The organism is Sodalis sp. RH20 (genome assembly GCF_047324205.1).
In the GTDB taxonomy this organism is placed as follows: domain Bacteria; phylum Pseudomonadota; class Gammaproteobacteria; order Enterobacterales; family Enterobacteriaceae; genus Acerihabitans.
This window is the reverse complement of sequence record NZ_CP178733.1, coordinates 4748478-4764885: the sequence shown is the minus strand read 5'-3', so window position 1 is coordinate 4764885 and position 16408 is coordinate 4748478. Positions and strand designations below refer to the sequence as shown.

Below are 16408 nucleotides of genomic sequence, written 5' to 3'. Positions count from 1 at the left end.
GACTCCAAACAATATTGCGCGTCAAATACCATGCCGCACCGGCAGCGGCGGCAGTTAACCGGTAAATTCATCCGGCAACAGTCCCTGTAGCTTGAGCTCACTGCCATGGCGGATGGCGGTTTCCGTTTCGCAACCCGCGTATTCGGCAATTTCACGCCAGGTCCATTCATAGCCCGGCCATTGCCGGTATAAATAGTGAATGCCCAGTAATACCCGTTGCTGGGATTTATCGTAGGCCATGCTGGCCAGCCTTTTTTCCGCCTCGCCCAGATCACGCGCCAGCCGCATGAACAAATAGACATTCAGGCGCGGATAGCGGCATAAAAACCGCTGCGGCTGATAGGGGGTAATGCGCGTTACCGTAGCGGTGCGCTGCACGCGCGAGGAACAGTGGTAAAACGTATTACCGAACAGGCTGCGGTAGCCGAAAAAATCACCGGGGCCAAACAGGCGGATCAGGCACACCTTACCGTTCTCCAGCATATGGTACAGCCCCACCAATCCACTGTGCAGGTAATAAAAAGAGAGGGCCTCATCCTCCTGGGGATAAATGCGCGTTTGCTTCGGCAACTGATCCAGCCGGGTAAACATGGCGTGTTCGCTGCCGGACAATTCTGCGAATACGGCGCGGCCCTCGTCCCCATCCTCAGAATTTTTGTCTTTTTTCCTCAATTTTTACTCCCTTGGTCGGCAGGCCGGTATCATAATCCCTGACCACCGGCGAGACGTAATCATCCGGTTTAGGACGAAACGCGCCCAGCCATTGCTCATGCCTGTCGGGCCGCCACGGGCGCATGGCCCAGCGATAGCTGCGAAACGGATCGCGAATACTATCCATATAGTCTACTAAGCTATCATGCAATGCATTACGCCGTTCCGCATAGTCGTCCCGGCCAATCAGGTTTATCAGTTCCTCGGGATCGTTGCGCCGGTCATAGAGTTCATCATCGTCAAACAGATTAATCACCAGTTTTAAATCATTGGTGACCCAGGCGCGCATCGGGATAAAACCGCCGAAGCTGTCATGTTCTATTTCATAACGGTTAAATTCCACCATGACCGACCGCTCCCGTTCCCGCTCCGCCGACGACAGCATAGGCAGCAGGCTTTCGCCGTGCAGCGACGGCGGCACCGGGATACCGGCAATCGATAATAACGTCGGCAACAGGTCGATATGGCTCACCGGTGTATCAATCTCCCGCGCCGGCAGGCCGGGCCCGTGGATGATAAAGGGAATGCGGCAGATGTCGTCATAGCCTGCCGAGCCTTTGCTGATAAGTTGATGCGCTCCCATCATTTCACCGTGATCGGAGGTATACACTATCCAGGTATTTTCCCATTCGTCGGGGGTAAGGTGGTTCAGCACGCGTCCTATCTGGTCGTCGACAAAATCATTGCAGGCAAAATAAATCGGATGATGATAGGTGGCGCCATCCGTTACCGGCGACGGCATCGCCCTGGCCCACAAACGCTGGTGCATCGGTTTATCGCTGAGATCATCGGTTCCTTTTGCGCCCAGCGGGTAATGGAAATCGGCAAAACGGTCGAGATAACGCGGCGGGCAGGTAAAGGGATGATGCGGCTCATCGTAAGAAAGCACCAGCAGGAACGGTTTCTCGCGCCGCAGGCGCTGCTTATCGATAAAATGTATCGCGCGCTGGCTGATGCGATAGCCCCAGGTAAATTCATCATCAATCTGATGTTGTTCAAGTTCTTCCTTTGAATTCAGCCCGTTGCGCCATAAGCTGATTTTTTCTTCCGGCAGGTCATGCAGGTAATTAGCGCCATCGTACCAATATTCCGCCGCCCATTCCGGCGGACAGATGCCGGTGCCGAAATAGTCGTGGCCATCAAGATGCCATTTACCGATATAGGCGGTTTGCCAGCCGGCATCCTGAAAATAGTTGCCCAGGGTGCGCATATTCTTACCCGGCGCCAGATTATTGGTCCAGGGACCGCTTTGGTTGGAATACAGGCCGGTGAACAGGCCCGCGCGCGCCGGGGTGCACAGCGGCGCGGTGGTAAATGCCGAATTGAATTTGGCCCCGCGCCCGGCCAGCGCATCGATATGCTCGGTATGCAGGGGAAGGCCGGTATAGCACCCGACCATATTGGTGGCCTGCGTATCGGTCATGATAAAAATAATATTAGGTTGCATCAGGCGATTTCCTCCCGGGTTTTGGTTTTTCTCAAACCGGCGAATATCAGCCAGCCGGAAATGGCGACAACGGTTATGCCCGCGATCCAGCATAACCAGAGGCTGTGCCAGCCACCGAAGCGGGCGAGAAAGGCATAAATAAATATCATCGCCGCAATAACGCCGACGGAGGCGATTTTTACCGACCGCCACGGCGACATATCCACCGCCAGGGAATCATGGAAGACAAACGGGGTGGCGCGCGGCGCAAGTTTACCGATAACCAGCATCACCAACGCGTTCAGGCAAAACGTTATCGCCAGCACATACAGGAAATGAATAGGGAAATGGAAAACGTAATTGATCAGGATATAGCTGACGATACCTAACAGCAGCGCCAGCTTAGCCGCCATGGCCGGGATACGCGGGAAAAAGAACCCCATGATGATAATGGTGACCAGGGGAACGTTGTACACCCCGTTAAGCTGCTTCATCCAGCTGTATAATCCTTCGGGGGCATTGGCAATGCCGGGGGCCACCACCACCGACACCAGCGCCAGGATCAGGGCGAAATAACGCCCCACCAACACCTGTTTTTTGGACGTGGCGTCAGGATTGATAATACGGCTGTAGATACCCATGCTGAATAAGGTGCTGGCGCTGTTTAAAAACCCGTTGAACACGCTGATAATGGCGCCGAACAGCACGGCGCCGAAAAAACCGACCAGGGGCGCGGGCAGGATCTGGTTGACCAGCACCGGGTAGGCCATATCCGCCTTGGGCAGCCCTTGATACAGGTGATAGGCGATAACGCCGGGCAGGACCAGGATTATCGGGTCGAGCATTTTCAGCAGCGCCGTCAGCAGCGCGCCTTTTTGCCCTTCGGCCAGGTTCTTGGCGGCCAGGGTACGCTGGACGATGCCCTGGTTGGTACACCAGTAAAAGGTATTCACCAGCACCAGGCCGGTCAAGGCGGCGCCGATGGGCACCGGGTCATGGGCGCCACCGATGGAGTTGAGGCGCTCGGCATGATCCGCCGTCAGTGTATTCAGGCCGGCGATAACACTGCCGCCGCCAAGCGCCATCAGCCCGAAAAACGGCACCATCAGCCCGCCAATCACCAGGCCGATGCCATTGACGACATCGGCGACGGCAATCGCGCGCAGTCCGCCGATAACCGCGTACAGGGTGCCTATCGCGCCAAGGGCTATCACCATGACTATCGTCGCGCTGCCCTGGCTCAGCCCGGTAAGGTCGCTGAAATGAAACAGGCTGTTGAGCGCCAGCGAGCCGGAGTAGAGTACTATGGGCAGAAAACAGACGCCGGTGGCGATTAAAAAACAGCAGTCCACCATAATACGCGTGGTTTTGTCGTAGCGTTCTTCGATAAAATCCGGAATGGTAATAATGCCCCGCTGCAAATAACGCGGTAAAAACACCAGCGCCAGCAGGACCAGGGGAATAGCTGAAATCACCTCCCATGCCATCACCGACATGCCGAATTTATAGGCCTGTCCGCTCAGGCCGACCAATTGTTCCGTTGAAAGATTGGTCAGCATCAGCGATGCGGCAATTATTGGCGCTTTAAGGGAACGACCGGCCAGGAAATAGCCCTGCTGGGTATGGGTATCGTTTTTCCTTACTTTCCACCAGGTAACAATAGCGACAAGGCACGTAAAAAATACAAAAGAAAATATCTGTAGGCTATTCATAAATCGCACCTTTTAGTTATAAAAATATCAGCATAGATGTGACCCTTCCAATAAAATCAGAATAGTGGGCGGTCGATTAATGAGAGAAATGCGCAGCTTAAGCCGTTACGATTATTCCGTTCGGTACAGGCAAGCGGCGAGCGGAACCATGCCGCACGTCAGGCGGCATTTCCCGCGGTAAAAACCCAGGAGAAAGTCGTCGCAGGCCAGACAAGCCGGTAATAGTGTATTGTTGACATGACAGATGTTTTACACTTTTCAGCACCCTATTTTTATGACCGTTGTCATAAGCCGGCATGACCCCGCTCACATAATCATTATTGTTATATTCCGGGTGGGAACAAGAAGTTTCTCGTAAATAACCATGCGTAAATTAATTAAGCTTATTTGAATTACGCATTTGCAATATCAATATAAGGAAAAGGATTTATTGGGGTGTGATCGGGCAAAAAAAAATCCGCTGGGGCTTTGCCATCCCCACCGGATCCGATTAACGCTGTGTCGGTTTTTGCGATCACTTTGCAAGCGGCGGCTTAGGTGCCGCCGCAGACGCGGGGTTACTCCACCGTCACCGATTTTGCCAGATTACGCGGCTGGTCGACATCCGTGCCTTTGATCAGCGCAATATGATACGCCAGCAGCTGCAACGGCACCGTGTAGAATATCGGCGCCACAATCTCTTCTACGTGCGGCAGCGGGATGATTTTCATATTTTCGCTGTCGGTAAAACCGGCGTTCTCTTCGGCAAAGACATATAACAGGCCGCCGCGGGCGCGCACTTCCTCGATGTTCGACTTGAGTTTTTCCAGCAATTCATTATTGGGGGCAATAACGATTACCGGCATATCGGCGTCGATCAGCGCCAGCGGGCCGTGTTTCAGCTCGCCCGCCGCATAGGCTTCGGCGTGGATATACGAAATTTCCTTGAGCTTCAGCGCGCCTTCCATGGCGATGGGGTAAAGCTCGCCGCGCCCGAGAAACAGGGCGTGATGTTTATCAGAGAACCCTTCCGCCAGCTGTTCAATCGGCTTATCCAGCGCCAGCATTTGCTCGATACGGGCCGGCAGGGCCTGCAGCGCATGCACAATCTGCTGCTCGACCTGGCTATCCATGCCCTTCAGGCGGCCCAGGCGCGCCACCAGCATCAGCAATACCGTTAACTGGGTGGTGAAGGCCTTGGTGGAAGCCACGCCGATTTCCGTCCCGGCGCGGGTCATCAGCGCCAGATCGGATTCGCGCACCAGCGAGGAGCCGGCCACGTTACACACCGCCAGCGAGCCGAGGTAGCCCAGGGTTTTGGTCAGGCGCAGGGCCGCCAGGGTATCGGCGGTTTCGCCGGATTGCGACAGGGTAATGATCAGGCTGCCCGGCCGCACGGCGGATTTGCGATAGCGGAACTCGGAGGCGATTTCCACATCGCAGGGCACGCCGGCCAGCGCCTCGAACCAGTATTTCGATACCATGGCCGAATGGTACGAGGTGCCGCAGGCGATGATTTGCACATGCTGTACCTGCTCCAGCAAACGATCGCCGGCCTCGCCCAGTTCGGATAACGTGATCTGGCCGTGTAAAAAACGGCCCGCCAGGGTGTTTTTAATCGCCTGCGGCTGTTCAAAAATCTCTTTTTGCATGTAGTGGCGATAGATGCCCTTATCGCCGGCGTCGTATTTTACCTGGGACTCAATCTCCGCCCGTTGCACCGGGTTGCCGCGCGTATCCCATACGCGCACCGTGCGGCGGGTAATTTCGGCGATATCGCCCTCTTCCAGGAACATAAACCGGCGGGTGACCGGCAGCAGCGCCAGCTGATCGGACGCCAGGAAGTTTTCGCCCACGCCCAGGCCAATCACCAGCGGACTACCGGATCGCGCCGCCACCAGCACGCTTGGGTCCTTGCTGTCCATGATAACTGTGCCATAGGCGCCGCGCAGCTGCGGGATCACGCGCAGGATCACTTCAGCCAGCGTGCCGCCGCCCTGGCGCTGTTCCCAATGCACCAGGTGGGCGATAACCTCGGTATCGGTTTCGGACGCGAATACATAGCCGCGCTCCACCAGCAGTTTACGCAGCGGTTCATGGTTTTCAATGATACCGTTATGCACCACCACGATATGCCCGGAGACATGGGGATGGGCATTATTTTCCGAGGGTTCCCCGTGGGTGGCCCAACGGGTATGGGCGATGCCCGTGCCGCCGGTCAGCGGATGCTCCGCCGCCGCCTGCGACAACGCGGCAACCTTGCCGACCCGGCGCAGCCGTTGCAAATGCCCCTCGTTATCCACCACCGCCAGGCCGGCGGAATCATACCCACGATACTCTAGCCGGCGTAATCCCTCTAACAGGATTTCGGCAATATCACGCTGCGCAACCGCGCCTACTATTCCACACATCAGTGTTATTCCTAAATGAACGGCATGCTCCGCCGTATCGATGTCTTTGACCTGACAGAGACCGGTTTTTCCGGTTTCCCCGAGCCTGTAGAACTGGGGATTATTATGTTTTGTCAGCCACTCTCGTGAAAATGGCTGACAAAACCATGATAACGGGCATGATGGGCAAGATGGTAAAGACGCCCTATCTCTCTTCCCGGCGCCAGGCTTTACTCTCATTGCGCATCATACCCGCGGCAAACTCATGCCCAGATTTGACAAACTGCGCGTAATACCATTAACGATGCTTCTTAACCGGCCGTTGCCAGCCGGTGATATGCACCTGCCGCACCCGGCTAAGCACCAGTTCGTTTTCCCCCACGCTGCGCGTAACTGTGGTGCCGGCGCCGATGGTGGCGCCGTTGCCTATGGTAACCGGCGCCACCAGTTGGGTATCCGAGCCGACAAAGACATCATCGCCGATCACGGTCTGGTGTTTATTGGCGCCGTCATAATTGCAGGTAATGGTGCCGGCGCCGATATTCACACCGGCGCCAATTTCCGCATCACCCAGATAGCTCAGGTGCCCGGCCTTGGATCCGCGCCCCAGGCGCGCTTTTTTCATCTCGACAAAATTGCCGACATGGGCGCCCTCTTCCAGCTCCGCACCGGGCCGCAGGCGGGCGAACGGCCCGACGGTACAGTCCGCACGCAGCCGGGCTTGATCTATGACCGTGTAGGGGCTGACCACCACGTTATCGCCAATGTCGCAGTCTTTTAATACGCAGCCGGTACCGATAACCACATTGTTGCCCAAGGATACCCGGCCCTCAATAATGACATTGGTGTCAATGGTCACATCACGGCCGTGCGTCAGCTCGCCGCGCAAATCAAAACGCGCCGGGTCGAGCAGCATGACCCCGGCCAACAGCAGATTTTCGGCCTGCTGGCGCTGATAAACCCGCTCAAGGGTTGCCAGCTGCAAACGATTATTCACGCCCTCCACTTCGCTTAGGCGATCGGGGTTAACGGTATTGATACGCCGGCCCTCGCCCCAGGCCAGGGCGATAATATCGGTAAGGTAATACTCTCCCTGGGCGTTATTGGTGGTCAGCCGGCTTAACCAGCGCTTCAGGTCGGCGCCATTGGCCACCAGGATGCCGGTATTGATTTCGCGGATGCCCCGCTGCGCCTCGTCGGCGTCTTTGTGCTCGACGATACCGCATACATTGCCGTTTTCCCGCACGATGCGGCCATAGCCGGTAGGATCGTCCAGGGTAACGGTCAGCAGGCCGATACCGCCCTCGGGCTTGGCGGCCACCAGGCGCTCAAGGGTTGACGGCGCTATCAACGGCACATCGCCGTACAGCATCAGGATATCTTCATCATCCTGGAAAAACGGCGCCGCCTGCTGCATGGCATGGCCGGTGCCGCGCTGTTCGGCCTGCAATACCCAGCTCAGTTCCGGACCAGGGCCGGCCAACGCCTGCCGCAGTCGCTCGCCGCCGTGGCCGTAAACCAAATGGATACGCGCCGCGCCCAGGGCGGCGGCGGCGTCAATAACATGCCTGACAAGCGGTTTGCCAGCCAACGGATGCAAGACCTTGGGCAGATCGGAATACATGCGGGTGCCCTTGCCGGCGGCAAGGATCACTACGCTCATCAATCGATTCGACATAACCATCCTGATGAACCTGATTCAATAGACGAAAGTAAACCCGTTCAGAGAAGGGATTACCACATATTTTGGGCCGAAAAACACATTATGGCCGCATAATGACGTAAGCCGGGATCATTTTACCCGGTTTAGGACGCAATGCGGAAATAGTGGGCGTTTCGGGGCCAATTACCGCAGGTACAGGCTGGAATTAGCGGTTTAGGTAGGCGAAGAAGGTGAAACTTATTTCAGATCGAAAAATAAGAGCGTCAAGTTGTGACACTCTATGCGTGGAAGAGAATGAATTCCAATAAAAAAGCCAGTCACAAAGGACTGGCTTTTTAATCACACTAGCTTGATTACATTGCTTTTCTGGTCAATTCAATGACCCGCAGCTTGGCGATGGCCCTGGACAGTTCGGCCGAGGCCTGAGCATAATCCACGTCACCATGTGAATTATTGATATGCTCTTCCGCCATGCGCTTGGATTCCATTGCGCGCGCTTCATCAAGATCTTTGCCACGAATGGCGGTATCGGCCAAAACGGTAACGATGTCCGGTTGCACCTCGAGGATGCCCCCCGACAGGTAGATATACTCTTCTTCGTTATGTTCTTTGACGATACGCACCATACCGGGCTTAATGGCAGTGAGCAGCGGGGCATGGCCGGGAAAAATCCCCAGTTCGCCTTCGCTTCCCGTCACCTGGATTTTTTCCACCAGCCCGGAAAACATTTTCTGTTCCGCGCTGACGACATCCAGATGGTAAGTATTTGCAGCCATATCACCCTCCTATCACAGCGTTACAGTTTCTTGCCTTTTTCCACTGCTTCATCAATGGAACCGACCATATAGAACGCCTGCTCGGGCAGGTGATCGTATTCACCGTCCATGATGCCTTTAAAGCCGCGGATAGTGTCTTTCAGGGAAACATATTTACCCGGCGAACCGGTGAACACTTCGGCGACGAAGAACGGTTGCGACAAGAAACGCTGGATCTTACGTGCGCGGGACACCACCAGTTTGTCATCTTCTGACAGTTCGTCCATACCCAGGATGGCGATAATATCTTTCAGCTCCTGATAACGCTGAAGGATGGACTGCACGCCACGGGCCACGTCGTAGTGTTCCTGGCCGACAACCAACGGATCCAGCTGACGGCTGGTGGAGTCGAGCGGGTCAACCGCCGGGTAGATACCCAGTGAGGCGATTTGACGGCTCAATACCACGGTGGCGTCAAGGTGGGCGAAGGTGGTCGCCGGCGACGGGTCGGTTAAGTCATCCGCAGGCACATATACCGCCTGTACCGAGGTGATGGAACCGGTTTTGGTGGAGGTGATGCGTTCTTGCAGCACGCCCATTTCTTCCGCCAGCGTCGGCTGGTAGCCTACCGCTGAAGGCATACGGCCCAGCAGCGCGGATACTTCGGTCCCGGCCAGGGTATAACGATAAATGTTATCGATAAACAGCAGGACGTCGCGGCCTTCATCACGGAATTTTTCCGCCATGGTCAGCCCGGTCAGCGCCACGCGCAGACGGTTTCCCGGCGGCTCGTTCATCTGGCCGTACACCAGGGATACTTTGTCGATAACGTTCGAATCGGTCATTTCGTGGTAGAAGTCGTTCCCTTCGCGGGTACGTTCGCCCACGCCGGCAAACACCGAATAACCGGAATGCTCGATGGCGATATTACGGATAAGCTCCATCATGTTGACGGTTTTACCCACGCCGGCGCCGCCGAACAGGCCGACTTTACCGCCTTTGGCAAACGGGCACATCAGGTCGATAACCTTGATGCCGGTTTCCAGCAGTTCCTGCGAACTGGACAAATCTTCATAGCTCGGCGCCGGACGATGGATGGACCAACGTTCTTCCTCGCCGATCTCGCCTTTCATATCGACCGGTTCGCCCAGCACGTTCATGATGCGGCCCAGCGTGGCTTTACCCACCGGCACTTCGATCGAACGTTCCAGGTTGGTCACTTTCAGGCCGCGACGCAGACCGTCGGACGAGCCCATGGCGATGCAACGGACAACGCCGCCGCCTAACTGCTGTTCTACTTCCAGCACCAATTTGGCGGCGCCGTTTTCCACTTCAAGGGCGTTGTACACCTTAGGTACAGCATCCTGCGGGAACTCGACGTCAACCACGGCGCCGATAACCTGGATAACATTTCCAGTAGCCATCTTGAATCCTCTACGTAATTCGTAACCCTAAACCTAAACCGCGGCGGCTCCCGAAACGATCTCGGTGAGTTCCTGAGTGATGCTGAATTGACGAGCCTTATTGTAAACAAGTTGCAACTCTTTGATCAGGTTGCCACCGTTATCCGTTGCGGCTTTCATCGCTACCATTCGCGCGGCCTGTTCGCTGGCCAGGTTTTCAACGACGCCCTGATAAACCTGCGATTCCACATAACGGCGCAACAATGTATCCAGCAGCGCCTTGGGATCGGGTTCATACAGGTAATCCCAGGTTTTCTTCTTCAGCTCTTCCCCATCTTCCGCGGGCGGCAAGGGCAGGACCTGAAGCAGTTGCGGTACCTGGGACATGGTATTAACGAATTTGTTGCTGACAATATAGAGCTTATCCAGGCGGCCTTCGTCATACGCCTGCAGCATGACTTTAACCGGCCCAATCAGTTCAGACAGCGTGGGGTTATCCCCCATGCCGGTGACCTGGGCAACCACGTTGCTGCCGACGGCGTTAAAGAACGACACCGCCTTGGAGCCGATCAGCGCCAGTTCCGCATCAACGCCCTTTTCACTCCAGGCTTTCATGTCCGTCAGCACTTTTTTGAACAGGTTAATGTTCAGGCCGCCGGCCAGACCACGGTCGGTGGCCACCACCAGATACCCGACGCGCTTGACGTCGCGCTCTTCCAGGTAAGGATGTTTATATTCCAGATTTCCCAAAGCAAGGTGACCAATCACATTACGCATAGTTTCTGCATAAGGACGGCTGGCCGCCATACGCTCCTGCGATTTGCGCATTTTGGATGCGGCAACCATCTCCATCGCTTTGGTGATCTTCTGCGTGTTTTGCACGCTGGCGATCTTAGTACGTATTTCTTTGGCGCTGGCCATCTCTGCTTCTCCTCATGGCGTCATGGCCTGCCGAAACAGGCCATAGCGCGTTACCAGGACTGGGTTGCCTTGAAGTTATCGAGGATGCCTTTCAGCTTGCCTTCGATTTCATCGTTATAAGCGCCGGTCTGGTTGATTTGTTGCATCAAATCGCCTTGCTCGCGGTCTACGTAGGCCAGCAGCGCGGCCTCGAAGTCGCCGACCTTTGCCAGTTCGATGTCTTCCAGGTAACCACGTTCAGCGGCGAACAACACCAGGGACTGCTGCGATACCGACATGGGAGCATATTGTTTCTGCTTCAACAGTTCGGTCACTTTTTGTCCATGATTCAGCTGCTTACGCGTTGCTTCATCCAGATCGGAAGCAAACTGGGAGAACGCGGCCAGCTCACGGTACTGAGCCAAAGCCGTACGAATACCGCCCGACAGTTTTTTCATAATCTTCGTCTGGGCTGCGCCGCCCACACGGGATACGGAAATACCGGGGTTAACGGCGGGACGAATACCGGCGTTGAACAGGCTTGATTCCAGGAAGATCTGGCCATCGGTGATGGAAATCACGTTGGTCGGAACAAACGCGGAAACGTCGCCCGCCTGGGTTTCGATGATCGGTAATGCGGTCAGCGAGCCGGTCTTGCCCTTCACTTCACCCTTGGTAAAGGCTTCTACGTATTCGGCGTTGACGCGCGACGCACGTTCCAGAAGACGGGAGTGAAGATAGAATACGTCCCCGGGATAGGCTTCACGTCCAGGCGGACGACGGAGCAACAGGGAAATCTGACGGTAAGCCACGGCTTGTTTGGACAAATCATCATAGATGATCAGCGCATCTTCGCCGCGATCGCGGAAATACTCGCCCATGGCGCAGCCTGAATACGGCGCCAGGTATTGCAGGGCGGCGGATTCGGACGCGGTGGCAACCACGACAATGGTATTGGCCAGGGCGCCGTGCTCTTCCAGCTTGCGCACGACGTTCGCCACGGTGGAGGCTTTCTGGCCGATGGCGACATAGACGCACTTGATGCCGGATTCGCGCTGATTGATAATCGCATCGATCGCCAGAGCCGATTTACCGGTCTGGCGGTCGCCGATGATCAGCTCGCGCTGGCCGCGGCCGATGGGAATCATGGCATCCACGGATTTATAACCGGTCTGTACCGGCTCATCCACGGATTGGCGTTCAATAACGCCCGGCGCAATAGCCTCGACGGCGGAAAAACCGTCGTTCTCTACCGGACCCTTGCCATCGATGGGCGCGCCCAGCGTGTTGACCACGCGGCCCAGCAGGCCACGGCCAACCGGCACTTCCAGAATGCGGCCGGTGCACTTGACCTTCATGCCTTCGGCCAGATCTTCATAGGGTCCCATCACCACGGCGCCGACGGAGTCGCGTTCCAGGTTCAGGGCGATAGCGAAGCGGTTGCCCGGCAGGGCGATCATTTCACCCTGCATGACTTCGGCCAGGCCGTGAATACGGATAATCCCGTCACTCACGGAAACGATAGTACCTTCATTGTGAGCTTCGCTCACCACATTGAACTGAGCAATGCGCTGCTTGATCAGTTCGCTGATTTCGGTGGAATTCAGTTGCATGCTCCAGTCCCCTTAAGACTGCAATACGTCTGCCAGTCGTTCGAGACGACCGCGTACGCTGCCGTCTATCACCATATCGCCCGCGCGAATAATCACGCCGGCAATGACAGACTTATCAATTTTGCAATTCAGCTTAACTTTGCGTGACAGACGTTGTTCCATCGCGGCAGTAATTTTCGCCAGTTGCTCGTCTTTTAGATGGCTTACGGAAATGACGTCCACTTCCACAGTCGATTCGTGCGCGGCGCGCATCTCCATAAACTGTTCCAGCACATCCGGCAAAACTGCTAATCGTCCGTTTTCGGCCATGACCTTGATAAGATTCTGGCCCGCCTGGTCGAGTTGATCGCCGCATACCGCGATAAACGTTTCCGACAGTGTTTCTGGTGCAACCGCACCGGATAACAGTTCAGCCATCTGATCGTTGCGGCTAACCTCGGCGGTAAACGACAGCATAGCCTGCCACTGTTCAACGCTTTGATGCTCGACGGCAAAGTCAAAAGCTGCTTTGGCGTAGGGGCGAGCTACCGTTACTAATTCAGACATCAGCCCCTCCCTCCCTACAGTTCAGCGACCAGTTTATCTACGATGTCGCTGTTGGCAGCTTCATCCACGGAACGTTCGATGATCTTCTCGGCACCCGCTAAAGCCAGCAGCGCGACCTGTTTCCGCAGCTCTTCACGAGCCCGTTTGGTTTCGGCCTGAATTTCTGCCTGAGCCTGCGCTACGATTCTGTTACGTTCGTCTTCCGCTTCCGCTTTCGCTTCGTCCATAATCTGAGCTTTGCGCTTGTTGGCTTGCTCGATGATTGCCTGGGCTTCGGCTCTGGCCTTCTTCAGTTGATCGGTCGCATTGGCTTGCGCGATATCCACCTCTTTTTTCGCCAGATCCGCAGAAGCGAGGCCATCAGCAATTTCTTTCTGACGCTTCTCTATGGCTGCGATAAGCGGCGGCCATATGTATTTCATGCAGAACAGGACAAACAGGATGAACGCGATGGCCTGGCCGAGGATTGTTGCGTTAAGATTCACAGCACAATGCCTCTTATAAAGTTAACGGTTTGATGTTGTATTAATTTCACGCAATGCTACACACTACGCTACGGCAAACATCACGTACAGTCCCAGACCCACGGCAATCATCGGGATGGCGTCGACCAGACCCATAACGATAAAGAACTGAGTACGCAGCAGAGGGATCAGATCCGGCTGACGCGCTGCACCTTCCAAAAATTTACCACCCAGGATGCCGATACCGATCGCAGCACCGATTGCCGCCAGACCCATCATCACAGCGGCAGCCATGTACAGCAGATCGAGATTCAGGTTTTCCATGACAGTCTCCAGTTTGTTTCAGATTAAACGCAACAGTATTGTAAAAATATCAGTGTTCTTCGGACGCCATCGCTAGATAGACAATCGTCAGCACCATAAAGATAAAGGCTTGCAACGTAATGATCAGTATGTGGAAAATGGCCCAGGGCACATTCAGGATCCACTGCGACCACCACGGTAACAGACCGGCAATCAGAATGAAGATCAACTCACCCGCATACATATTGCCGAACAACCGAAGGCCTAAGGAAACTGGTTTGGACAGTAAGCTCACGCCTTCGAGAATCAGGTTGATGGGTATAAACGCCCAATGGTTAAACGGCTGCATGGTGAGTTCTTTGACAAAACCACCGATCCCTTTCATCCGCACGCTATAGATGAGAATGAGGATAAAGACCCCCAGCGCCATGGATATGGTGATATTCACGTCGGCGGAAGGCACCACGCGCAGCGCCGGTAGTCCCATATAACGCTCGGCGATGGTCGGCAGCAGATCGATAGGCAGCAAATCCATCAGGTTCATCAGGAAAACCCAGACGAAGATGGTCAGCGCCAGCGGCGCGATAAGTTTGCTTTTACCGTGGAACATATCCCGCACGCTGCCGTCGACAAACCCGATAATCAGTTCAACCGCCGTCTGCAGTTTACCGGGAACGCCGCTGGTAGCCCTTCTGGCGACGCGCGAGAAAATCGTAATAAAAATCACGCCGAGCAGAACGGAAAAGAACATGGAGTCAATGTTCAGCGTCCAGAATGTTGCCGGGCCGTTATGGGGATTAACCAGTTCAAAAGTACGCAGGTCCAACTGAAGGTTGTTCAGGTGGTGGCCTATGTATTCCTGTGGAGTAGAGATTTCTCCTGATGCAGACATGATGCCTCTTACCCTTTGTTGTTAATTACGGCCGGTGCCAATATCTGCACAATCAGCACCGATAAATAGGTCAGGCCCAATGGAACAAACGCGGCCCTGAACATCCCAAGCGCTACGATAAGCAAAGCTATGGTAGCGACGACCTTGAGCGCCTCTCCGATGGCAAAAGACCAGGCAACACGCCCCGCGGCCGGAACTTTCACCTGATGGCGCCAGGTAAAGAGTACAAACAACACGTTCGGCAGCCAGGCCGCCAATCCTCCGCCCAGGGCGGATGCGGCCCACTGCGGGCTGCGCAAGGCGAACAACGCGCCCAGCAGGCCCAACGTCAATAACTGGATAAACAACACTTTTCCAGCAACTTTCCCACTGTAGAGGGAAAAGGACATTATTTCACTTCCCCCATACCTGTTCCGGTCAGGCTGAAGGTGTATAAAACTGCCTTTAGCGCGATGAGTCAAGTAGCGAAAAACGTGCAAATTATACGGGTAGACACTACGAATTCAATGCATAAGTAGCGAAAAGGTGAACAATAATTTAAATTCCTTCGTTTTACCCGTTTTCCCCGCTAAAGCGCGGGAATGATACCATGCATAACTTTATACTGCTTGGGCAATTATTGCTTCTGAAACTGTGCGTCTGATCACGTTATAGTTCGCTAATTTTTATGGCTCGTCGGCGGGCTTTTTTTGCCTCTGATTAAAATAACTATAAAAACACATTAATTTTCAAACAGTTATATATTAACGTGTCCTTAAAAAGCCTTATATCATCACAATCGCGCCGGAGTGTGATGAGGCGGCTTATTCTCCGCCAAAGCCGGCGGTAATATCACTGACATTTTTGGACACATATATTTTACACAGTGACTATTAGCCTTAGAACTAAATGAGCGACAATACAATATGATAAAATAATGTAAAATTTAAGTAACCGAGATTTGAAATTACACCGCCGGGAAATGCGGCCGTCCGGCAAAAACCGCGATAATTCTATTCAATCTTTTATTGATAAAAAACAAATTTAACGCACCCCGATCACCACTAAATGCCGCTCGCCCTGCAATTGCGGCACGGACAGCGTAATCACTGATTCCAGCACGTATTTTTCCGGCAACGCGGACAATTCCTCCGCCGGCACCTGCCCTTTCAGCGCATAAAAACGGCCTGCCGGCACGGCGGGCAAATGATGACACCAGGCCAGCATATCGCCCACCGAAGCAAAGGCGCGGCTGATAACGCCGTCAAAACCCATGACCGGCGCATAGTCCTCCACCCGGCTCTGCACCGGTTCGATATTGTCCAGCCGCAGTTCGTGTTGCACCTGGCGCAGGAAGCGAATGCGCTTGCCCAGGCTATCGAGCAGGGTAAAGCGGGAATCGGGGCGGACGATGGCCAGCGGAATGCCGGGCAAGCCGGCGCCGGTGCCCACATCGATAAAATGCCGGCCGCGCAGATGCGGATCGACCACGATGCTATCCAGAATATGGCGGATCAGCATTTGCGCTGGATCGCGCACTGACGTCAGGTTATACGCCTTGTTCCATTTATCCAGCAGTTCAACGTAGCGTACCAGCTGCCGCTTTTGCCCATCGGGCAGCGCAATGCCGGCGGCGTTGAGTAAGACTTCCAGTTTGGCCAGCATGGCGGGA

At 54.9% G+C, this 16408-nt stretch carries 15 protein-coding genes; all 15 read right to left on the bottom strand.

The features are described from left to right. Positions 1-54: 54 nt before the first annotated feature. Positions 55-672, bottom strand: coding sequence for a Crp/Fnr family transcriptional regulator (locus tag ACL2XM_RS21695; RefSeq protein ID WP_410012848.1), 618 nt, complete (start codon positions 670-672; stop codon positions 55-57). Continuing rightward, complete coding sequence (locus ACL2XM_RS21690; protein WP_413728841.1) at positions 647-2161, bottom strand: sulfatase-like hydrolase/transferase; 1515 nt, start codon at positions 2159-2161, stop codon at positions 647-649. The genes ACL2XM_RS21695 and ACL2XM_RS21690 overlap by 26 nt, the downstream gene beginning before the upstream one ends. Then, the gene (locus tag ACL2XM_RS21685; RefSeq protein ID WP_413727445.1) at positions 2158-3849 is read right to left on the bottom strand and encodes a solute:sodium symporter family transporter; all 1692 of its coding nucleotides are present in this window, start codon (positions 3847-3849) and stop codon (positions 2158-2160) included. Before ACL2XM_RS21685 ends, ACL2XM_RS21690 begins: the two co-directional genes overlap by 4 nt. 557 nt (positions 3850-4406) lie before the next feature. Beyond that, positions 4407-6239 carry a glutamine--fructose-6-phosphate transaminase (isomerizing) gene (glmS, locus tag ACL2XM_RS21680; protein ID WP_413721762.1) on the bottom strand — a complete coding sequence of 611 codons (1833 nt, stop codon included), beginning with the start codon at positions 6237-6239 and terminating at the stop codon, positions 4407-4409. A 277-nt stretch (positions 6240-6516) separates the two neighbouring features. Beyond that, positions 6517-7896 carry a bifunctional UDP-N-acetylglucosamine diphosphorylase/glucosamine-1-phosphate N-acetyltransferase GlmU gene (gene glmU / locus ACL2XM_RS21675; protein WP_413721763.1) on the bottom strand — a complete coding sequence of 460 codons (1380 nt, stop codon included), beginning with the start codon at positions 7894-7896 and terminating at the stop codon, positions 6517-6519. A gap of 338 nt (positions 7897-8234) precedes the next feature. Next, on the bottom strand, positions 8235-8657 hold the full coding sequence (locus ACL2XM_RS21670) for a F0F1 ATP synthase subunit epsilon (protein WP_410012844.1): 423 nt from the start codon (positions 8655-8657) through the stop codon (positions 8235-8237). Between the two features lie 20 nt (positions 8658-8677). Continuing rightward, positions 8678-10060, bottom strand: a complete 1383-nt coding sequence (gene atpD, locus ACL2XM_RS21665; protein ID WP_410012843.1) for a F0F1 ATP synthase subunit beta — start codon at positions 10058-10060, stop codon at positions 8678-8680. 33 nt (positions 10061-10093) lie between these two features. Next, positions 10094-10960 carry a F0F1 ATP synthase subunit gamma gene (gene atpG, locus ACL2XM_RS21660; RefSeq protein ID WP_410012842.1) on the bottom strand — a complete coding sequence of 289 codons (867 nt, stop codon included), beginning with the start codon at positions 10958-10960 and terminating at the stop codon, positions 10094-10096. 50 nt (positions 10961-11010) lie between these two features. Then, on the bottom strand, positions 11011-12552 hold the full coding sequence (gene atpA, locus ACL2XM_RS21655) for a F0F1 ATP synthase subunit alpha (protein ID WP_410012841.1): 1542 nt from the start codon (positions 12550-12552) through the stop codon (positions 11011-11013). Between the two features lie 12 nt (positions 12553-12564). Then, positions 12565-13098, bottom strand: a complete 534-nt coding sequence (atpH, locus tag ACL2XM_RS21650) for a F0F1 ATP synthase subunit delta (protein ID WP_410012840.1) — start codon at positions 13096-13098, stop codon at positions 12565-12567. 14 nt (positions 13099-13112) lie between these two features. Then, the gene (gene atpF, locus ACL2XM_RS21645) at positions 13113-13583 is read right to left on the bottom strand and encodes a F0F1 ATP synthase subunit B (protein WP_410012839.1); all 471 of its coding nucleotides are present in this window, start codon (positions 13581-13583) and stop codon (positions 13113-13115) included. 63 nt (positions 13584-13646) lie between these two features. Then, entirely contained in the window at positions 13647-13886 is a 240-nt protein-coding gene (gene atpE, locus ACL2XM_RS21640; RefSeq protein WP_132924133.1) for a F0F1 ATP synthase subunit C, read from the bottom strand. Positions 13887-13935: 49 nt separating this feature from the next. Next, entirely contained in the window at positions 13936-14757 is an 822-nt protein-coding gene (gene atpB, locus ACL2XM_RS21635; protein ID WP_410012838.1) for a F0F1 ATP synthase subunit A, read from the bottom strand. 8 nt (positions 14758-14765) lie between these two features. Beyond that, positions 14766-15146 (bottom strand): F0F1 ATP synthase subunit I, encoded by a 381-nt coding sequence (atpI, locus tag ACL2XM_RS21630; protein ID WP_410012837.1) that lies wholly within the window; start codon positions 15144-15146, stop codon positions 14766-14768. Positions 15147-15780: 634 nt separating this feature from the next. Further along, positions 15781-16401 carry a 16S rRNA (guanine(527)-N(7))-methyltransferase RsmG gene (gene rsmG / locus ACL2XM_RS21625; RefSeq protein ID WP_413723521.1) on the bottom strand — a complete coding sequence of 207 codons (621 nt, stop codon included), beginning with the start codon at positions 16399-16401 and terminating at the stop codon, positions 15781-15783. Between the last annotated feature and the right edge of the window lie 7 nt (positions 16402-16408).